Below are 22,120 nucleotides of genomic sequence, written 5' to 3' on the forward strand. Positions count from 1 at the left end.
TGTTTTGGATTAAAATTTCAAATTAATTTGTCTTCATACTAAAAAGTTGCACGCTATTTGTAGTTATATAAAAAATATGAAGAAATTATGCTAATTTCACCGAGTAACATAATGGGTAAATAGGTGATTTGAGCGCTGTGCTTAATGCATATATTAGGTATGATAGAGCGATAATTTATCTGGGGAAGATACAGTGAAAAAAATAATATGGCTTGGCTTATTCCTTTGCAGCCTAAATCTTAACGCAGCAAATACCAGTGTGCATGACCCAGGTATTATTAACAAACAAAGAATAGAGTATTGGTTAAATAAACGCGCTGATACCCAACAAACCACTAACAAGCCAACGGTTGAAAGCTACTTAGCGAATACTGCACGGCTTAACCCTTCGCAGTTAAAACCTGTTTCTACCATGAAAGCCCGCTTAAGCGCTAAGCAAGCCAATAAGCAGCTGCAATATGCAAGTGCGGCTAGTCCTAGCAACGCGCTAAATGAGGTTAAAGTACTGGCTATTTTAATTGATTTTCCTGATTTAAAGCACGATGACAATCAACTAGTTGATGATGATACCGATATGTATTACGAAAATTATACAAAGGAGCATTACCAACAATTGCTTTTTAATGAGGGTGGGTTTGTTGGCCCTAATAATGAAACGCTTAGCAGCGTATACGATTATTATTACGACGCATCAGGTGCTAGCTTAACTTTTAGCGGGCAAGTATATGGGTGGGTTAGGGCAGATAGTAATGCAAAAACCTATGGTGAGCGCGTAGGTATCACGCGCGATATAAATGCCCCCGCACTGATAAAAGAAGCGGTCGAAAAAGCCACTGCACAATTTGATATTGATTTAACGCAATATGATTTAACAGATTTAGATGATATTGACGGCGATGGCATTATTAACGAGCCAAACGGCATTATCGACCATGTTATGGTTTTTCATTCCAGTATTGGTGAAGAATCCGGTGGAGGCTATTTAGGCGTTGATGCAATTTGGTCTCACCGCTACTACGTATTTGATGAAAACAGTGAACCTGTCAGTATTGCGGGTAGTAGCGTTAAGTTATCGGGTTATACGATAAACCCAATAGATGCCAGCATAGGTGTCGTTGCGCATGAATTTGGTCACGACTTAGGTTTAGCAGATGAGTACGATTTACAGTCAAATACCGTGGGTGAGCCTGTATCGTCTTGGTCAATAATGTCTACTGGTAGCTGGGCTGGTGGGCCTCGGGGCTCACAGCCCGTTATGTTTAGTGCACAGGCGCTTGAGTATTTACAAAACAGATACCAAGGCAATTGGGTGAACCAGCTTAATTTAACCATGGAGGAAGTGAACAGCCAGCCTCAGCAGTCGCTAGTTTATACTAGCTCACTTTCTCAGCAGCAAAGCCAAATTAAAGTGACACTTGCGCAGCAGCTAGAAAAATTTAAAACCCCGGTTGAAGGTGATTTTCAATTTTACTCTGGTACAGGTAACAATCTAACACACACGCTCTCACAAACCGTAACCTTACCTGAGACTGCTACACCACTGACACTTAGCTTTTTAGCTTACTACAGTATTGAGCGCGATTATGACCTTGTACAAGTAAAGGTAAATCAAATTCCTTTAGCTGGTAATTATACAATCGAGACAAATCCTTATTATGGCGATATAGGCCCGTATATAACTGGTGATTCGTTTTTACATGCAGATGCGCAGCAACCTAATGGTTTTTTAATGCATGAGTTTGATTTAACACAATATGCAGGACAAACCATTACATTGAGTATTGAGTATATTACCGATACAAACACACAGTATTATGGTTTTGTAGCCGATGATTTAAAAATAACACACAACAATACTGTGATTTGGCAAAATAACGCAGAGCAGTCAGAGTCGACCTTAGCGTTAAATGGTTTTAGCCGCGTGAGTAGTTATATTTATGCTAAACCAGCCCACTACTATATACAGCTACGTGCGCACAGAGGTGTGGATGCCGGCTTACAAGCAGAGCAATATTCACCGGGAGTTTTATTGTGGTATAGCAATAGTGCATTTGATAACAACAACACAACTGATCACCCAGGGGGTGGTTTTAATTTAGTGGTTGATGCGGATCAAAAGCCAATTTATCGCGGTAAAGGTAGCACCACACTTGCAGATACACCTATACAAGTACGCGATGCTGCATTTAGTTTATATCAGCAAAGTGCAGGCTTAGGCGATCAAGACTTAGCTGCCATGAATGAGTTTAATGATCATTTTGATTACAGCTTTACGCAGCAGGTTGAATCAGGTGTGGTGCTTACTCCCCAAGGGTTTAACTTTGAAATAGTCAGCCAACACCCTGAAAGTGAAACAGCAGAGCTTTTGCTTAGCTATGATGCGCTACAACAAATAACCACAACAGTAAACGAGGCAACCGTTAGCTTTAATGTAGCCGGTTTAAAGTTAACCCCCACAGATACATTTTTATGGGATTTTGGTGATGGGCAATCGAGTACTGAGCTAAGTCCTACACATACCTATGCCGATTACGGCACCTACAGCGTTACCTTTTCGGCAATGGGTGAGACGACTACGCAAACACAAACTAAACAAATTAGTATCACAAAGCCGCTAGAAATTGAAAATTTAACGTATCAGTTAAATGGTGCGACTTTATCTGCTCAAGCAATCGTAACTGGCGGTGAAGCACCTTACAGCATGAGTTGGCTTATAGATGGTGAACCCGTATCGCAAACTGAAAACCTAGATTACCAATTTAGCTACTCTGGAGATTACACCCTCGCGTTAATAGTAACTGATGCGCAAGGGGTAAGTGTTAGCCAACAGCATGCTTTGAGTGTTAACGCACCGCTGCAATTAAGTACACGCCATACGGCAAACAACTTAGCGGTACAATTTAATAGCTCACCATTAGGTGGTTCTGGTAATTATACGTATAGCTGGGATTATGGCGATAGCAGCCCACTAGGTACAACGCAAAACCCAAGTCATAATTACCAAGGTGCAGGTAGTTATATGGTAAAACTTGTGCTCACAGACAGTCAAACCAATGAAGTTATAAGTAGTGAGCTAACAGTCTCGGTACAAGAAGCGCAAAGTGAATCTTCATCAAGTGGTGGGGCAATAGGTTATTTCATTGCGCTATTAGTGATAAGTGGGTTTTACCGGCGTACCAGCAATAAAGTTTAATGATTTTGTGATGTAATACCAATCGACTTAAATGTCTAATAACTTAACACCAGTGGTATAAAAAATGATGCTCGCTGCATTGAAAACTCTATTTAAAATAAATAGCGTAATTATGCCAAGTGATGTTATCAGTAAAGGTTAAAATACAAAAAAGCCAGCAATATGCTGGCTTTTTAGGCTTAAAACAAGATTAACCTTGTTAAATTATAAACGGTCGATTACTGATTGAGTGAAATCAGTTGTACCGTGGCTGCCGCCTAAGTCACGTGTTGTGCGATCGCCAGATTTAATTACATCAGCTACTGCGCTGCGAATACGCTCAGCTGTGTCGCCCATATCTAAGTGCTCAAGCATTTGGATAGACGCTAAAATTACTGAAGTAGGGTTTGCTAGGTTTTTGCCAGCAATATCTGGTGCACTACCGTGAACGGCTTCAAAAATAGCAGCATCTTCACCAATGTTTGCACCTGGTGCCATACCTAAACCGCCAACTAAACCAGCACAAAGGTCAGATAAAATGTCGCCAAATAAGTTAGTTGTTACTACAACGTCAAACTCTTCTGGTGTCATTACTAGCTTCATACATGTTGCGTCAACAATCATTTCAGTTGATTCAATTTGCGGGTAACGCTCAGCAACTTCACGTGCAACTTTTAAAAATAAGCCAGAGGTAGATTTTAAGATATTTGCTTTGTGTACTGCGGTTACTTTTTTACGGCCTTCACGTACTGCTAACTCGTAGGCAAAAGTGATGATTTTCTCAGCGCCTTCGCGAGTAATTACAGATTTAGCTTCTGCTTCGTTACCGTCTTCGCTTACTACTTGGCCTAAACCTGAGTACATACCTTGGGTATTTTCACGAATAGTAATGATATCGATATCATCGTAACGTGCTTTAGTACCAACAAATGATTTAACAGGGCGTACGTTTGCGTATAAACCAAACTGCTTACGCAATGTTACGTTAATAGACGTAAAACCTTCACCTACCGGCGTCGTTAAAGGACCTTTAAGAGTGATTTTGTTTTTAGCGATTGTATCAATTGTTTCTTGAGGAAGTAGCTCGCCAGTTTTTTCTAGTGCAGCAAGGCCTGCATCAACAAATTCATAATCAAAATCGCAACCTGCGGCTTTTAATATTTCAAGTGCTGAGTCGATAATGCTCGGACCGATGCCGTCGCCTTTGATCACTGTGATGGTTTGTTTGGCCATTGACTTTTCCTTTAAAAGAATAAAAAACGCACATAAATTATTACTAATAATAGTAACTGCTTGTTAGGTCATTTATGTGACGTATGTGGATATATTTTGAGGGCGCATTTATACCAACTTATCGCCCATTTTGCCAGTTTATACTATAAATACAGGGTATAACCTGTGTTTATAGTCAGCATAAGTGACTTAAATGCTGTTATATAGCGATAAGCCTTGCAGTTGCGCAAAAAAATCATCCTCAGATTTAAAGCCTTGTGCTTTTAGCTGCGCATTTAAAGTTTGTTTTTGCCAAGAAGTTAAAGGCAGAGCGGGTTTAAAAATAGTTTGCGCCACGACCTTTAAACTAATCCATAATTTATGCTGCTCGTTTAGCTCTTTTTTAGGTTGTTGTTCAGCATCGAGTAGGGGCTTGGTCCATGGATTATCACTCAGTAGTTGTGTTAATTCTGTATTTAAATGTTCATTATTAGTCGTTTCCACCCCAAAAAAGGCTGCTAATGGGGCACTATAGGTTTGGTTAGGCACGCTACTTATGGTTACTTTTGCACAGAGCTGTGCACTGCAATGGGTTAATAAATAATGCACGTAACCATAGATGGGCAAGGCTATATGTTCGAATTGCTGTTTTGGGTTATTACTTACCATTAAAGCTAAAATACTAATAAAGCTATTAAGTTTATTCAGTACGATGTGTTTGTGCGGATGATGTGATGTATCCACTAATTGCTCAAATATAACCCGTTGAATAATCGCCGGTGCATTATCGTAGCCGACCATCGACAAGCTATGGCGTAAGTCTTTGGCGGCTTGGTGCTGATTGTTATAGGGCCTGACTGCTTGGCAGAGCTTTTGTGTTATTTCACTAAAAGGGGCCAGTAATTTATCTAAGCCTTTAAAACTATATTCATGCGCTACTTTTATATGACTCACTAACGCTATTAATTCGGCCTTAGAACTTATCTGCGCCGGGGCTTTACGTACCAGGTGCTCATTGTTCCAGGTTAAAAATAATACCCGTTTATCAGTACATAGCCATTGCATTGGTTGATCTTTAAGTGAGGTTTTAACCTTGTACCACGCCAGTTTTTTCTCATTATTGGCATTAATAAGTATATGCTTATTAGTCTCATCACTTGCTAGATAAACCATTGCTTGGTCGCTGTAAACAATTTTACTGCCTGGCAGGTGTGGGCCTATATGCGCTATTAAATCCTTAATTAACCTTTGCGCAAATGGGTTAGCTGTTTTGACATACAATTCACCCAAAGCTTTGTAAAAATTTAATGGGTTTTTTTTCGATGTATAGGTGATGTTCATCGCGATAATATTACTTAATGCACACAAGGTTATGGCATTGTCATATAGCATTATGTCGCTAGTACTAAGTAACGCTTGCTTATACTTATTTAGTTTAGCCAACATACGCACGCTATTTTGAGTAGGGTGCTGTGCACTGAGCAACACTTTTGCTGCTAGCTGGTGGCGAAAACGCCATATTTTTTTATCGCTGAGTGTAAGCATTTGCTGCTGCGCAATTTTATTATGTTGCGCTACAACGCAGCAATGCTCTACCAATGCAACACCAATATAAAGCTCGGTTAGTTCGTCATCAAATTGCTGGCTAGCGCACAGCGCGGTGCAAATAACACATTGGTTAATAACGAGGTTTGTAGCAAAGTCGTAGTGGCTGGTGTACAAGCTTAAACGCGCTTGTAAAGCGTGCGGGTGTTGCTGATACAAAACGCGATAATGCTGGGCTGTTTGTACAACAAGCGGATAAAGATGTTGCCACTGCGTTTTGTCACTATAAATTGTTAGTATTTGATGTGTGTTGTGTAGTAACCGCACTAACTGTTTTGAAATAGGCTCATCCATTGGCCATCACCTGATCTTTTCCTGATAAGTTGTATAGGCGCTGGGGCCCCATAAAAATAACTCACCATTTTTAAATAATAAGCCGGTGCATTCATCCATCGTGGTTATGCCATCTGAAGTTTGGTGCTGAGTACGGTAAAAAACAATCTGCCATACTTGGTCTTTATTACGTTTGGCATAGGTTAAATCGGGGCTTCCTAAATAATCGAGTACACTGTTTAAAGTAACCGCCTCATCAATTGACAGCTTTCTTATGTAGCGCTCGTTAAAGGCCTCACGGTCTTGCCAAATCATTGCTTGCGGGTCATCTTTATAAAAGGTGATCACTAAAGTCGCAATGAGTGCATACAAGCCTAACCCTAATATTAAGTATCTTATAAACTTTTTAATCATTTTTAACTCACACTCGCAACAATACAGTGAGTATATGTTGTGCGCTTAAACAGTGCTATCAACATGCGACTAATGCAACCTTAACTGCTTTAAACTAAAACCTAGCTGTATATCGGTACGCAAAGTGACTAATTGTTTAGAAATAACATACATGTCTTTTTGCCCAACTAGCTTTTTTTGAATACTGCTTGATAGGGCATCATCTTCTATGGCGCTATCTATGCTTTCGTAGGTATTTACAATAAGCTGAGCCGATTTAGTCCCTATGCCTTTAACGCCGGGTACATCGTTAGTTTTATCGCCCGCTAAGGCCCAAAAATCAATAAGTTTACTTTGTTCAATACCAAAACGCTGCTCAATGCTGTCGCAATCTAGGTAGGTCTTTTTAAAATAATCGTACACACAAATATAGTCGTTCAAAAAAGGTAAAAAACCCTTATCGGTAGAAACAATGGTACTGTTTATCTTATTTTTTGCAGCTTTGTCGGCTAAGGTGGCTATGATATCGTCGGCTTCATCGTTGAGCGGTTCAAATACAACGATGCCCGTTTGCTCTATAGCTTCTTTAAAGTAGTGCAGCGCATTTTTAAGCGTGTCGGGCATGGGGGCCCTAGAGTGTTTATATTGCTTATAAAAGTGGTAGCGCCAGCTTTTGTCGCCATCAAAAACAGCTATAGCGTGAGTGGCATTTGTTGACTGTAAAAGCTTTTTGCAAGCATGTGCTACGCGCGCGCAACTGGCCTTTAGCATCTGCTCTTCACTATGGTGTGTTTGGTTAGCGTCAACTGCGTAAATGCGCCTAATTAAATTAAGCGCATCAATTAAAAGTAAATGGGGTTTCAAATAGTCAAACTCATGCTTTTATTTCATAACAAGGGATATACTTACTACCGGGTAACTTCATACGACCTTGGTCTACAAAGGCTTGTAATAGTTTATCCATATCTTTCATTAAATCAGGCTCACCACTTAACACATAAGGTCCATGTGCTTTTATAGCGCGTAGGCCTTCATCTTTGACATTGCCAGCAACAATCCCCGAAAACGCTCTACGTAGATTAGCCGCTAATTGCTGCTTGGGCTGTTCTAGGTGCAAATCTAAACTTGCCATGTTTTCGTGCGTAGGTGCAAAAGGTTGCTGAAAATCGTTATCGATTTTAAGTGTCCAGTTAAAGTAGTAGGCATCGCCTTGGCTTTTACGATAATTACGTACATTTGCCATAGCTGATTTTAATTTTTGCCCTACTAGGGCTGGATCATCAATGATTACTTCAAACTTATCAAGGGCTTCTTTGCCTAATGTCAGCTCTACAAACTTACATAACTCGCTAAAGTACGCTTCGCTTTCTTTAGGGCCGGTTAAAATAACAGGCAAACACTGTTTTTCGTTATCTGGATGCAGCAAAATACCTAATAAATAAAGTAATTCTTCTGCAGTACCGGCACCACCTGGAAATATAATAATTGCATGCGCCGTTCTAATAAATGCTTCAAGGCGCTTTTCAATGTCGGGCAAAATTACCAACTCATTTACAATAGGGTTTGGTGGCTCTGCGGCAATTATACTAGGCTCGGTTAAACCAAGGTAACGGTTTTCGCTAATACGCTGTTTAGCATGGCCAATAGTGGCACCTTTCATCGGGCCTTTCATCGCCCCTGGGCCGCAGCCAGTGCATATATTTAAACCACGTAAGCCAAGCTCGTAACCTACTTGTTTTGTGTATTTATATTCTATTTCGTTAATTGAATGTCCACCCCAACACACAATCATGTTTGGTTCGCTGTTAACGCGCAGCGCCCCGGCGTTTCTGAGCATATCAAATACCATGTGGGTAATGGCTTTTTGTTCTTTAAGATCTTTTTCGTACTTTTGGCAAATAAATAAAATATCGCGGATCACCGAAAAAATATGCTCGTGAATACCGGTAATTATTTCGCCATCAACAAAGGCGGTTTCGGGAGGGTTTTCTAATTCAATTTTTATGCCGCGCTCGCGACTGACTAAACGAATATCAAAGTCTTGGTATTTGTCGTAAATTTCATTACTTGCGTCTGTGTGGCTGCCTACGTTAAGGACGGCTAAGGCACAGTTTCTAAAAAGTCGATAACGTTCACTGGCTGAAGATTGCTCTAATAAATCAACTTCCAATTGTGACAGTAAATCTAAAACCCCAGTCGGGTTTAACTGTATTAACATCGGCATTCTCCTTGCTGCTTAAAATGTAAAAACTGCATGTCATCTACTTTAGCACTCAAACTAATTGAGAATTATGACATTATTTACTCATACAAAGGCGATCCCGACCCGTTTTCTTTGCTTCATAAAGGGCGTCATCTGCTCTGTCGAATGCTTTGAGCGGTGTATCGCCTTTTTTAAATTGTGTAGCGCCTAACGAAATGGTGATTTCTATTTCTTTTTCTCTAAATTTAAAAGGAATATTTTTAATCACTTTTCTAAGTTTTTCAAGCGGCTGCGCTGCGTTTAACAACGAAAGCCCAGGCATAAGTAGTACAAATTCTTCTCCGCCGTAGCGGGCTATAAAATCAGACTGCCTTACTGATTTTTGCAGCGCCTTTGCAATAACTTGTAAGGTTATATCGCCTGCAGTATGACCAAATCTATCATTAATTGACTTAAAGTGATCCACATCAATAACCACTAGGGTAACATCCGAGGCTTGGACATTAAATATGTGAAGCTCGTGATTGTAACGTTCATCAAAAGCCGCTCTATTAGGAAGTTTTGTAAGGCTGTCGAGTAAACTTTTAAAGCGTTGCTCGTTTAGGCGTTTTTTATATTTGGTTAGTTTGCCTTCTAAGCTGCCAATTCGCTGGTTAATTTCATCAAAACTGGCAATCAGTGTTTCGCGGTCTTTTCTTTCTAGCTGCTCTTTAGCAATAAAGTCTTGGCTGAGAGATTTTAGCTCGTTATCAACTAATTCTTTTAAAGAGGAAATAGATGTAGCAGATTGGGTTTGCTCGTTTAAATGCTTTATTTTTCCTTCAATACGTTTATTTAGTATATCGAACTCTTCTCCCATTGATTTAGAGCGCTGGCTGGTAGATACAATTGATGAGTGCAACTCTTCTAATGTTTGGTTAAGCGAGACTAAAAAGCTTTGTGCCGATTGACGCTCTTTACTGATATTTTTGACCACGACGCTTATTATATTTAAAGCGGCTTGCAGCAGGGCTTCTACATTATCGTTTTCGGTAATTGCATTTTTTATTTGTTTAATTTGTTCTGTCGATTCATCCTCTAATACTAGCTCATTTGCAAGCTCTAACAGCTTTTTAGCCATACGAGGAGAAGCATTGGTACTTGTTTCATCCGTGGTTGAAAGCTTGCTATGCAAAGCATGGTGATAAAAGTTAATAAGCTGATTTAATATCGGGATGTAGTCGTGCGTAGACTGTACATTATTAATTTCGTGGTCGAGTAAATGTCTTAAGGTGCGGCGGGTATCGTCTGGTAACCCTTTGGTTTTTTGTAAAAGCTTACCGGCTGTTTGTACGCTCGAAAACAGCTCTCGCTGATGGGCTGTTTGTAACGCCTCTTGGTTTTGCAGTAATAATAAAATGTCATCTATTAAAGGGGATAATATTTCAAACCCGACACCTTTATTTAGCGAACTTCTAAATTTGGCGAGTTTATTATCAAGCTCAATATCAAGCCCTTTACAGCTTAAAGACAATTTTGCAGTTAGATTTGATAAAGTATCAACTTGGAGCTTACGCGCATTTTCAATGGCTATCCTTGCTTCAATTGCTTGCTTTAACTTTTTATCTACAGCGTTAGAGTTTTCAGACACCTAAGCATACCGCCATCGTATTAATTACATTACCTTCAGTTTACAACAAAATCATATTAAGTGTAGTTATCTAATTAAAAACTTAGCATTTTTACTTAGACCCTGCATGTAAACTGAGCTATTAGGTTGTTTGTCGTTTTTAATTCACTTTTAATTTATGCCTTGTTAGGCTTATTTCAAATAATAAGTAACCTTGAGTCATTATGAAAAAGCGTTTAGTCCTGTCAATGTTAGCGGCCTGTTGTGCAGCCCCTGCGTTAGCCGATGTAAATTATTCTTTAAGTATTACACAGCCACAACATCATTTAGGTAATGTAAGTGTAGAGTTTCCAAAGTCGGCGCAATCGCATATCGATGTTAAATTGCCTGCATGGCGTACTGGTCGCTACGAAATATTAAATTTAGCCAATGGGGTACGTTACTTTGCGGCCACAGACGACAATGGCAATGCATTAAAATGGGAAAAAATTAATCACAGTACATGGCGAGTGCATTTAGCTGAGCCAACACACGTGAATATTGATTACCAAGTCTATGCAAACGAGTTAGGAAAACGTGCACGCCACATAGACGATAGCCATGCTTTTATTGATGCATCTGGCTTTTTTATGTTTAGTGAATCATTTCGCCAAGAACCAGTTACCGTAGATTTAAAGGTGCCTAAAGCGTGGCGCTCTGTATCAGGCATGGAAAATGCGAGTAATAAACACAGTTTTAAAGCCGCAGATTACGATGTACTGGTAGACTCACCAATAGAAACAGGAATTAACAAACTTCATAAATTTGAAGTAGATGGCCGCCAATACGAGTTAGTCATATGGGGCGAAGGCAACTACGATGAGCAACTAATGCTTACTGATTTAAAAAAATTAGTGACCACAGGTAATGTTATTTGGAATAGCTACCCGTATGAGCGTTATGTATTTATGGTGCATGCTACATCGGGTGCTGGCGGGGCAACTGAGCATTTAAACTCAACCATTATACAGCGCCCACGGAATCGTTTTGGTAGCCGCGAAGACTACTTAGGCTTTATAAGTACCGCTGCGCATGAATTTATTCATACCTGGAATGTAAAAGCTTACCGCCCTAAAGGGCTGGCGCCTTATGATTACACCAACATGAACTACTCAAATTTATTATGGATTTCGGAAGGTTCTACTAGCTACTTTGAAGATCATCTATTAGTGCGCTCAGGCATAGAAACCACCGATGAGTTTTTTAAAGTGATGAGTAAAACGATTAATCGTCACTTACAAACACCAGGTCGAGAAGTACAAAGTGCCAGCGAAACAAGCTTTGATAAATGGATAAACCAAGGCGGCGACCACGCGCGTAATTACAGCACCAATATATATTTAGAAGGCTCATTGCTTTCTATGTTGTTAGATATACATTTATTAGAAACAACCCAGGCAAAAGTTAATTACCGCCAAGTACACAACGCTTTATACAACAAGCACACGTTACCACAAGGGTTTACTGAGCAAGATGTACTGGCAATATTAAAAGACCTAACAGGTGAAGACTACACAACGTGGTGGCACGATAACGTGAGCACCCCAGCTAATATAGATTTTGATGCTTTATTAGGTAAAGTTGGCTTAAAGCTTACTCGTCCTGAGAGCGCTAAGCCACTAGCAAGCATTGATGCGACTGCAAAAAATAGCGGTGAGTTATTAACACTTACCCACGTTCGCAGAGGCGGAGCAGCATGGCAGGCTGGCCTCACAACAGACGATAAAATTGTGGCGGTTAACAAGCAGCATGTTGGAAAAGATCTAAAATCGAGCTTAGAAGTATTTAAAGCGGGTGAAAAAGTCACTATCGATTTTATTCGTCGCGATGCACTTCAATCGACAACCCTCATTTTATCGCAAGATTATGATAAACCTAAAAAGGTGGTTGCTGATAAAAATGCAACTTTATCTCAACGCGCTTTATTTAAAGCATGGGTGGGGGTAGAGCACCCGATTAATGTGCAAGCTGATTAATCATAATAGCGTTTAAAAAAAGGAGCTTTGGCTCCTTTTTTTATATCTTATGCAAAGGTATATCACTTAAAAACCAACCTAAAAGTGCTAATTTTAAGAGTACGTCCTATTATTGTGTTAATAACGACTCTAGGTTGCGTATAAATGAAGTCATTAAAAACCACTCAAATCCTCTCACATCAATTTGTGCTTAACGATCCGCTGCATCAGTTATTTGATGCGATACACAGTATTTCTGTGCAAGGATACGATGAGCAGCGCCGCGTTATTTATTGGAATAAAGGCAGTGAACTGCTTTATGGCTATACAAAGGAATACGCAACCGGAAAAAAACTAGAAGATTTAATTATTCCGCCCCCAATGCAAGATGCGGTTATAGATGCTCATCGTGAGTGGCTCATAAACGATATCGAAATACCCGCGGCTGAGCTTACATTACAGCATCAAAATGGCAGCAATGTTACTGTGTTTTCAAGCCATGTTATGTTTACAAATCAGCATGGGGTAAAACAGATGTACTGCATCGACATAGACTTGAGCGATGTAAAACAAGCACAAGCGCAAGCTATGGATAAACAGCAGATGCTCGAAAAAGTATTTGAAGCCATTCCTGATTTGTACTTTTTACTCAAACCGGATGGCACCATAGTTGATTACCACGCAAATGATTTGAGCAACTTACATTTACAGCCTGAGCAATTTTTAAATAAATCGATGTTTAGCGTATTGCCCTATACTGTAGCCAAAATGTTTAAAGACAATATTAAAGAGCTGTTAATTCACAAAGGTAATGTATGCTTTGAATACGAACTTTTAGTACCCAAAGGCGTTTTGTATTTCGAAGCGCGAGTGAGTTATTTACATCATTCAGACCAAGTAATGGTGATAATTCGCGACATAACAGAGCAGCATGAGTCAAACAAACTTATACGTAAACAAGCCTATTACGATAGCTTAACGCTACTTCCTAATCGTTTTTATTCTTTAAAACGACTTACTCAGCTAATTAACACTGCGAGCGAACGAAACACTTTAGCCGCTGTTATTTTTATCGACTTAGATGACTTTAAAAAAGTAAACGACACACTCGGGCATGAAATTGGCGACTCATTACTTATCAGCGCCGCTAATAAACTGAGCCAAATAGTTAATGAAAACGCGACCGTAGGCAGGTTAGTGGGCGATGAATTTATTATTCTACAATCAGAGCTTCGCAGTAAAAAACAGTTAGAAGCGATTGTTACACGCTTACTTAAAAGCTTTAGAACTCCCTTTGAAATAGATGGTCGCGAATTGTTATTAACGTTAAGTATTGGCGTGGCTTTGTACCCTGATAATGGGGTAACAGCCTCTGATTTATTACGCCATGCAGACACAGCAATGTACCAAGCAAAAGCGCTTGGCAGAAACACCTACGCCTGCTTTACCAGCGAAATGAATACCGCCATAAAAAGGCGGTTAGCAATTGAAGAGCAAATGCATGTTGCTCTTGAAAAAAACGAATTTGAATTGTATTTCCAACCTAAATGCGATGCTAAAACACTTAAAATAATTGAGGCAGAGGCGCTATTACGCTGGAACAATAGTGTGCTTGGTAAGGTTATGCCCGATGAATTTATTCCGTTAGCAGAGCAAACAGGTTTAATTATTCCTATTGGAAAGTTTGTTATTGAGCAGGCATTAGCATTTTTAACGCAGTGGCAGGCAAGCACTCAACAAAACTACAGCATGGCAATTAATTTATCACCAAGCCAATTTAGAGATTCAGAGCTGCTAAGTTTTATAGCAAGCACGTTAGAAAAAACCGGAGTAAGTGCTAAAAATGTCGAGCTTGAAATAACCGAAGGCGTGTTAATGAGCGTACAAACCAATATAACAGAGTCATTGTATGCACTTAATAAGCTCGGTATTAAACTATCCATGGATGACTTTGGCACAGGCTACTCATCGCTTAGCTATTTAAGGCAATATCCGTTTGAGGTATTAAAAATAGATCGCAGCTTTATTTGTGGTATTACCGAAAACCAAGAAGACTACAGCTTAGTTAAAGCCACAATTGCAATGTCGCATAGCTTAGGCTTAAGTGTGGTAGCTGAAGGCGTAGAAACATCAGCACAACAAAAATTACTAGCCGAACTAAATTGCGATCTGATTCAAGGTTACTACTTTAGTAAACCGCTGCCTGCGTTACAGTTACTTGATTTTAAAGCGTTATAAGTACATTTATTATAAGTGTTAACCTAAAACCCATTGAGCTTTAAATAGCGTATATTGAGCCGCCCACCGCATTTAGTATTTAAACCCTTTAGCCAAATAACGCTACACATTAATATGATAGGCTTTACTGCTTCTGCTTTGGTATTTTGATAAAACAAAACCTATGCAGTGAAATAAAACACCCTCTAGATTGAGCAAAACTCATGCCGCAAACTTTAATACCCCTGACACTCATAATTCACTAATTTAATTCATGTGCATTTTATAAGCTAATAATGCTAGGTTTAATCATCACAATATTGAAGGAAATAATTATGAAATTAGAGTCATTAGCACTGCACCATGGTTACGAGACTGAAGAAACCACTAAATCAGCAGCAGTGCCTATTTATAATACCTCATCTTACACGTTTGATAACACGCAACACGGCGCTGATTTATTCGACTTAAAAGTACCAGGCAATATTTATACTCGTATTATGAACCCAACCAATGCGGTGCTTGAACAGCGTATTGCTGCAATGGAAGGGGGCATTGGCGCGCTAGCGGTAGCCTCGGGTATGGCAGCTATTACCTATGCTATTCAATGCTTGTGTGAAGTAGGCACTAATATTGTGAGCACCAGCCAAGTATATGGCGGTACATATAACTTATTTGCTCATACGTTACCGCGCCAAGGTATTGAAGCACGCATGATTAAAGCTGATGATTTTAGCGCCTTTGAAGACGCGATTGATGATAATACCCGCGCAGTATTTTGTGAGTCCATTGGTAACCCCGCAGGTAATATTGTCGATATTGAGCGTTTAGCTAACATTGCTCATAGTAAAGGGGTGCCACTTATTGTTGATAATACTGTAGCTACACCGTATTTATGCCGCCCATTTGAGTTAGGTGCAGATATAGTGGTTCATTCACTGACAAAGTATATAAACGGGCACGGTACTGCTATTGGCGGCATGATTGTCGACTCAGGTAAATTTGATTGGAAAGCGAATGCCACGCGCTTTGCAATGATGAACGAGCCCGATCCGTCGTATCACAATGTGGTTTATACCGAAGCTTTTGCTGAAGCTGCATTTATTGGACGTTGTAGAGTAGTGCCACTTAGAAATACTGGCGCAGCGCTTGCGCCTAAAAACGCATCTGACATTTTAATTGGCCTTGAAACCTTAGGCTTAAGAATGGATCGCCACTGCGAGAATGCACAGCAGCTAGCTGAATACTTAGAAAATCACCCTAAAGTGCTTTGGGTTAATTACGCAGGGCTTAAATCAAGCCCGTATAACGAAATGAGCCAAAAAAATACCAGTGGTAAAGCATCGGGTATTTTAAGCTTTGGTATTGCTGGTGGCCTAGAAGCGGGTACTCGTTTTATTGATGCGCTAAACATGATTTTACGCTTAGTTAATATTGGCGATGCCAAGTCGCTTGCGTGCCATCCTGCGTCAACTACACACCGCCAATTAAATGATGAAGAGCTTGCTAATGCGGGTGTAAGTCGCGATTTAATCCGCTTGTCAGTCGGTATTGAAAACATTGCTGACATAATTGCCGATGTAAGCCAAGCGCTCGATAAAGCATAGTTACCTCACTACCTTTCATAAAAACTTTAAAGCATAAAAAGCGTTAGTTGAAAATAAACTATCGTTTTTTATGTTTTTCTAAAACCAATTAACAAGTATACACCCTTATTTTATATACCTTTTTTATAAAACCTCCCTAAGACTTTTAAATTTCTATCGTTTGTTTTTCATTCACATGTCAATTTTGTATTGACACTAAGATTAGTTACTACTACATTTGTAATAGTACCACTACAAGTGTAGTAATAGGAGCGACAATGAAACTTAGTGATTTTGAAATGGATATTATGCAGCTGCTCTGGCAGGAAGAACCCTGTACCGCGAGTCAACTACATAAAGTGCTTTTAGCTGATAAGCAAAAAGATAAAAAAGTAGCCTATACAACAGTTAAAACTATCGTAGATAGGTTAGAACACAAAGGGGCGATTGAGCGCTGTGGACATGAAGGTCGAGCTATTGTTTTTAGAACAATCGTGACTCAAGACACATTATCGGGGCAAGCTATGCCTAGTTTTATGCAACGATTTTTTAAAGGTAATTCTCGTAGTTTAATTGCCCACTTTATTAAAGAAGAAAAGCTAAATGATGAAGATATAGAATATTTACAAACGCTTTTAAAAAATAAGAAGTTAGATTAAAGGAGAGGGTAATGACGGATTATTTACTAACTTGCACACTTATTAGCTTATGTATTTTGCTTACAGTAAAAGGGCTAAAAAATGCCCCAGCACGATTAAACTTTTACATTTTAATGACTGCCTTGGTATGTTGGTTTGTCCCTTGGCAATATTTTTCCCAGTTATCCTTATTTGAAGGGGCAAATCGTTACACATTCAACGTGGCGCAATTGATTCCCAATGTTAAAGCATTAATACCAAATGCTGAACAAGTAGCAACTAAGGACGAATTACAAAGCGATATGAGTATATGGGACTTATTGCCATCACTTAGTAATGTTTTTATGGTTTTAGTTTTAGCTGGTTTTGGATTGTTTTCATTACGCATGAGCCTTTATGTAAAGCTTATAAAAAACTTATACATTAACTCAAAGCCAAGTCCTGAACTTAAACACATTAACAATCAGTATTCAATTAGACTAACAACCCATACAGAGCCTGCTTTTGCTACCGGGTTAATAAAGCCTGTTATTTGGCTAGAGTCGACGATGGTAAATCGTGAAGAATTAGATTCAGTCATTCAACACGAGGTAACTCATTTACAACAAGGTGATATTTATTGGACGTGGCTTATTTGTTTTATAGAAAGCGTTTTTTGGTGGAATCCTATTTGCTTAAAGTTAACTGGTTTAGCAAAAGAGCAACTCGAACTTAGCTGTGATGAGTTGTGTATGCAAAAGCTAAAAGGTAAATACCAATTGGATTTAGCCAGTTTATTGCTACAAGAGCAAAGTGCTAAAAGCTCGCCTAACTTTTTTACCCCCCCACTTTTGAATATTGCTCATTCTAAGAGTTTTAATATTCAGAGGATCAAAATGTTAAACAAGGAAAAAACAATGAAAAGTAAATATTTGGTTATGGTTGCGGCGGCAATGTCTTTTAGTGCTTTAGCTGCAGCGCAAATTGTAGATGGTAGTTCAGATAACAAGCGGCCAAGTAATAATACGTCTCAGGCTCCTGTTAAAAGTGAAGAATATAAACAACAACTTGCACAGCTTCTAAAAAGTGCTGCTGGGGCAAAAAGTGATACCCCTGAACTGTTAAACCAAGCTGCGCAAGGCATACAACAATGGCACTTAAATAGAGATAAACTTGCTGGTTTTGAAGAAGCTGAAATTAAACTACAAAGCTTTAGGCTGCTAGATCACGTTTACTCTAAACTTGAGCAATATGAAGATATACTGAGTGCTTACGAAAAATGGTATGAGGCTGGTAGTAACCCGCCTTACTTTTTAAAAAATTCACTAGCAACCGCGTATATACAACTAGGGCGTTATGAGCTTGCTGTTGCAGAGCTTGAAGATTTATCAAAACAGCTTGAAGGGAAACTACATGTTGGCTCTGCTGATAACTTAGCACTGGCATACATTTACCTTGATGATTACGATAAAGCGTTAAAAACCCTAGAGAAGGTTGATGCAAAAGACGATGTATACGGAAATATCCTTAAATATTATGTTTATGATAAACAAAATAACCGTAAAAAGATGGATGAAATCAAAAGTAAAATCCCAGAAGCATTTGCAGTTACCCCCGCGTTATTACCACAAAGCGGCCTACCTGGTTCGCAATTGTTGAGATTGCTATAAGTTTTCAATTACGATGAGGCTCGGAGTATCTGAGCCTCTGTTTAATGTTATTGGTACAAATACAGAAAATAGGTCTAGATTATTTAAATCTCTTGGGTAATCGCTTAGCGATAACCTAAATAAAAATGGCTAAAAGTAGTGATTTTTCACAATAGTTGGTATGTTACAAGTAACATTTTATTTAATTGTGTGTGATGAAAAAAAACAAGCGTTCTTCTCTTCAAGATATTGCCGATGCGGTTGGTGTAACCAAAATGACGGTGAGTCGTTATTTACGTAATCCCGAAAAAGTATCAGAGTCTACTCGCACTAAAATTAGTGCAGCTATTGATACGCTAGGTTACATTGCAAATAAAGCCCCTGATTTACTCTCTAATGCTAAAAGCTACTCTATTGGTGTACTAGTCCCATCGTTAACGAACCACGTATTTGCTCAAGTTATAAAAGGAATTGAAGATGTAACAGGGCCTGCAGGATACCAAACAATGTTAGCTCATTATGGTTACAACCCTGAAATTGAAGAAAAACGGGTTGAGTATCTATTGTCGTACCACGTTGATGGTTTAATTTTATCAGAAACCACACACACAGACAGAACGCTAAAAATGATTAAAACGTCAGGCGTACCTGCGATTGAAATAATGGATACTCATCACCCTCCTATGCAGCAAGCGATTGGTTTTGATAACGTTAAAGCCGCTTTTGATATGACGACGGCACTTTTAAATAAAGGCTATCGCAATATTGTTTATATAGGTGCAAGGCTCGATGTACGAACACGCCTAAAATTTCAAGGTTATTCAGATGCTATGTTAGCTAAAGGTTTTACGCCTAAAAGTGTGATGACTGATCAAGCTTCATCTTATAGTTTAGGTGCTGAACTTTTACAAAAAGCGCGTACTGACTACCCAAATACTGACTGTTTGTTTTGTACTAATGATGATTTAGCAATTGGGGCTATTTTTGAATGCCAGCGAAACAACATTTTAGTGCCTAGCCAAATGGGGGTTGTGGGTTTTCATGGCCATGATATTGGCCAAGCAATGGTGCCTCAATTAGCAAGTGTGATCACCCCTCGTTATCAGATAGGTAATGTTGCGGGAAGAGAGTTGTTGAGTCGGATAAATTCAGATTTGGATGCTAGCATTAATTATAAGCAAGTAATTGATACTGGTTATATAGTTCATCTAGGTGAAAGTGTTTAAATACTCTAATTATATGAGCCTAATTACCTGAGCCTGAATAACAAAAGGCTCAGATAATTTTTATATGTGTGATGATAACTATACATACTGTAATTTTACAAAAACAGAGAAATAATCATAGCGACAAGTGCGCCAACAGTACCAATAATGGTTTCCATTACTGTCCATGTTTTAAGAGTTTGCATTTCGCTCAAACCGAGATAGCGACTCGCTAACCAAAATCCTGAGTCGTTTACATGGGAGAGCACAATAGAGCCCCCACCAATAGCGATGGTGACAGCGGCAAGCTGCGCTCCATCAAGGCCTAAAGGCTGAAGCATTGGAATAATTAAGCCGCACGCTGTAAGCATAGCTACTGTCGCAGAGCCTTGAATAACCCGCACAGCGGCTGATAATACAAAAGCGAGTATTACAATTGGTAATCCTGAGCCAGCTAAGTAATTACCTAATGCAGTACCTACTCCTGAATCAACTAATACTTGTTTAAATACCCCACCAGCACCAGTGACAAGAATAATAATTCCCGCAGGTTGTAAGGCACTACCACAAATTTCCATGATTCTAGCATTCGGGACACCGCGCCTTGCGCCGAGCAAATAAAATGCCATTAGGCAGGCAACTAAAATTGCTGTAAATGGATGACCTATAAAGGCTAACCAATTATATAAATCAGAGTCTTTTTCAACAAAGCGGCTACCAATAGTATTTAAACTAATCATAATTAACGGCAAAGCAATCAAACCTAATGCTAATCCAAAACTAGGCGTCCCTTTACCAACTCTTTGGTTATCGTCAATTTGTTCGTGCTGTGGGAGTTCTACATGAATAGATTTAGAAATAATAGAGCCCCAAATTGGACCTCCTATAATCATTGCCGGTATGGCAGCAATAAGGCCAAATAAAATCATATAACCATAGTCAGCGCCTAATTGAGACGCAACCAAAATCGGCCCTGGCGCAGGAATAAGAAACGCCTGACAAGACGCTATCCCAGCAAGTAGCCCAATACCAATTTTAACAACGCTGCCACCGCCTTTTCGTACCACAGCAAAAACAATACCGATTAAAAGTACAACGGCTACATCAAAAAAGAGGGGGAGGGCACAAATAAAGCCCGTAAAGGTAAGCGCCCAATTAGCGTTTTTTTCTCCAAAACGGTGTAAAAGTGTGTGGGCAATGCGATCCAGCGCGCCGGTTTCTTCCATTACTTTGCCAAACATGGCGCCTAAAGCGACCACCACCGCTACAAAGCCTAGTGTTCCGGCCATTCCTTTTTGAATTGTAGCGGCAATTATTTCAGGGCTCATTCCTGAGAATAATCCTGCAATCATAGAAACAAGGATCAAAGAGACGACAGCATGTAGTCGTACTTTCATTACTAAAAAAAGCAATAAAAATATGGAGCCTACCGCTGTTAGTATTAATGATAAATCTGACATTTTTTCCTACTTATATTCAGTGTGAATTATGATGTTTAGTGTGTGTTTAACTTCACTTTCGCATTTGTTACGCGTAACATGTTACCCGTAACTCAATATAATATATACATCGAAAATAATTAATCATTAAATTAAAGCGAGGATAAATACATGAGTAACACAAATGTAGGTCGTATTTATATTGTAATGGGGGTTTCAAGCACAGGAAAGTCAAGTGTGGGTGATGCATTAGCAAAGCGCATTGGCGCTAAATTTATCGACGGAGACGACTTACATCCCAAGGCTAATATATTAAAAATGTCATCTGGGCAGCCTTTAAATGATGCTGATCGTGTGCCTTGGCTCGAAAGAATACGTGATGCTGCATTTAGCATTGAAAAGAAAAATGAAGTCGCGGTAATAGTCTGCTCAGCATTAAAAAAGAAATACCGAAAACAAATATGTGATGGAAATACAGGAATTACCTTTTTACATCTTTATGGTGATTTTGAGCTGGTTAAAAGCCGTATGCAGGACAGAAAAGGGCATTTTATGCCTGTTGATTTACTCAAAAGCCAATTTGAAGCGCTAGAAGTTCCAAAAGAAGATGAGCCCAATGTTATAAATATAGATATTAAGAACTCATTTGAGCAAGTAGTCGAAAGCTGTATTAGCGCAACTAAAATGAATAGCAACAAGCAAAAAGTTTTTAGTTAATCAGTTAACTGTTACTTTTAACATTTAGGGGCTTTATTTGTTATGAGTTAGCGTCTGCTCGTGGTGTTTCTAAAATCGCTTTTTTTTCATCTTCAGATAATATTATCCAATCAAAAATTTCTTCGTTGGTACGCCCACACCCGGTGCAGTAACCGCTGCGCCTTTCGCATATTCCTAGGCAATCAGTTTTAAATTTAGATGGTTTTTTGTTTTGATTTAATTGGCGCAT

The 22,120-nt window shown here is 39.2% G+C and carries 16 protein-coding genes; 8 read left to right on the plus strand and 8 right to left on the minus strand.

Annotated elements, in window-relative coordinates:
- Positions 1-193: 193 nt before the first annotated feature.
- The gene (locus tag VOI46_RS18345) at positions 194-3,193 is read left to right on the plus strand and encodes an immune inhibitor A domain-containing protein (protein ID WP_004586401.1); all 3,000 of its coding nucleotides are present in this window, start codon (positions 194-196) and stop codon (positions 3,191-3,193) included.
- Positions 3,194-3,397: 204 nt separating this feature from the next.
- Here the strand turns inward: VOI46_RS18345 and VOI46_RS18350 are convergent, their stop codons facing one another.
- From VOI46_RS18350 to VOI46_RS18375, 6 genes are all read right to left on the minus strand, one after another.
- Positions 3,398-4,405, minus strand: a complete 1,008-nt coding sequence (locus VOI46_RS18350; protein ID WP_004586400.1) for an isocitrate dehydrogenase — start codon at positions 4,403-4,405, stop codon at positions 3,398-3,400.
- 189 nt (positions 4,406-4,594) lie between these two features.
- On the minus strand, positions 4,595-6,283 hold the full coding sequence (locus VOI46_RS18355; RefSeq protein ID WP_282337403.1) for a hypothetical protein: 1,689 nt from the start codon (positions 6,281-6,283) through the stop codon (positions 4,595-4,597).
- Positions 6,284-6,289: 6 nt separating this feature from the next.
- Positions 6,290-6,676: a DUF3192 domain-containing protein gene (locus tag VOI46_RS18360; RefSeq protein ID WP_004586398.1), complete on the minus strand. Its 387-nt coding sequence runs from the start codon at positions 6,674-6,676 to the stop codon at positions 6,290-6,292.
- A gap of 69 nt (positions 6,677-6,745) precedes the next feature.
- Positions 6,746-7,519, minus strand: a complete 774-nt coding sequence (gene xni, locus VOI46_RS18365; RefSeq protein ID WP_004586397.1) for a flap endonuclease Xni — start codon at positions 7,517-7,519, stop codon at positions 6,746-6,748.
- Positions 7,520-7,529: 10 nt separating this feature from the next.
- Entirely contained in the window at positions 7,530-8,873 is a 1,344-nt protein-coding gene (ppnN, locus tag VOI46_RS18370) for a nucleotide 5'-monophosphate nucleosidase PpnN (protein WP_004586396.1), read from the minus strand.
- Between the two features lie 79 nt (positions 8,874-8,952).
- The gene (locus VOI46_RS18375; RefSeq protein WP_282337405.1) at positions 8,953-10,488 is read right to left on the minus strand and encodes a GGDEF domain-containing protein; all 1,536 of its coding nucleotides are present in this window, start codon (positions 10,486-10,488) and stop codon (positions 8,953-8,955) included.
- A 203-nt stretch (positions 10,489-10,691) separates the two neighbouring features.
- Between VOI46_RS18375 and VOI46_RS18380 the strand changes: the two genes are divergently transcribed.
- The 6 genes from VOI46_RS18380 to gntR all read left to right on the plus strand — a co-directional run bounded on the left by VOI46_RS18380 (position 10,692) and on the right by gntR (position 19,756).
- On the plus strand, positions 10,692-12,482 hold the full coding sequence (locus VOI46_RS18380; protein WP_039972143.1) for a PDZ domain-containing protein: 1,791 nt from the start codon (positions 10,692-10,694) through the stop codon (positions 12,480-12,482).
- A gap of 144 nt (positions 12,483-12,626) precedes the next feature.
- Entirely contained in the window at positions 12,627-14,699 is a 2,073-nt protein-coding gene (locus tag VOI46_RS18385; RefSeq protein ID WP_004586393.1) for a bifunctional diguanylate cyclase/phosphodiesterase, read from the plus strand.
- Positions 14,700-15,013: 314 nt separating this feature from the next.
- On the plus strand, positions 15,014-16,285 hold the full coding sequence (locus tag VOI46_RS18390) for an aminotransferase class I/II-fold pyridoxal phosphate-dependent enzyme (RefSeq protein ID WP_004586392.1): 1,272 nt from the start codon (positions 15,014-15,016) through the stop codon (positions 16,283-16,285).
- A gap of 257 nt (positions 16,286-16,542) precedes the next feature.
- Positions 16,543-16,923 (plus strand): BlaI/MecI/CopY family transcriptional regulator, encoded by a 381-nt coding sequence (locus VOI46_RS18395; RefSeq protein ID WP_004586391.1) that lies wholly within the window; start codon positions 16,543-16,545, stop codon positions 16,921-16,923.
- 11 nt (positions 16,924-16,934) lie between these two features.
- Positions 16,935-18,551, plus strand: coding sequence for a M56 family metallopeptidase (locus VOI46_RS18400; RefSeq protein WP_004586390.1), 1,617 nt, complete (start codon positions 16,935-16,937; stop codon positions 18,549-18,551).
- Positions 18,552-18,745: 194 nt separating this feature from the next.
- The gene (gene gntR, locus VOI46_RS18405) at positions 18,746-19,756 is read left to right on the plus strand and encodes a gluconate operon transcriptional repressor GntR (protein WP_004586389.1); all 1,011 of its coding nucleotides are present in this window, start codon (positions 18,746-18,748) and stop codon (positions 19,754-19,756) included.
- A 95-nt stretch (positions 19,757-19,851) separates the two neighbouring features.
- On the opposite strand, the gene gntU is transcribed toward gntR, so the two are convergent.
- Complete coding sequence (gene gntU, locus VOI46_RS18410) at positions 19,852-21,195, minus strand: gluconate transporter (RefSeq protein ID WP_004586388.1); 1,344 nt, start codon at positions 21,193-21,195, stop codon at positions 19,852-19,854.
- A gap of 150 nt (positions 21,196-21,345) precedes the next feature.
- Here gntU and VOI46_RS18415 point away from each other — a divergent pair, with 150 nt between their 5' ends.
- A complete protein-coding gene (locus VOI46_RS18415; protein ID WP_004586387.1) occupies positions 21,346-21,891 on the plus strand; it encodes a gluconokinase in 546 nt (181 codons plus the stop codon).
- A 40-nt stretch (positions 21,892-21,931) separates the two neighbouring features.
- Here VOI46_RS18415 and VOI46_RS18420 read toward each other — a convergent pair whose 3' ends face one another.
- Positions 21,932-22,120, minus strand: a complete 189-nt coding sequence (locus VOI46_RS18420) for a DUF1289 domain-containing protein (protein WP_002960277.1) — start codon at positions 22,118-22,120, stop codon at positions 21,932-21,934.

This window comes from Pseudoalteromonas sp. CuT4-3, assembly GCF_035666335.1.
In the GTDB taxonomy this organism is placed as follows: Bacteria; Pseudomonadota; Gammaproteobacteria; order Enterobacterales; family Alteromonadaceae; genus Pseudoalteromonas; species Pseudoalteromonas atlantica.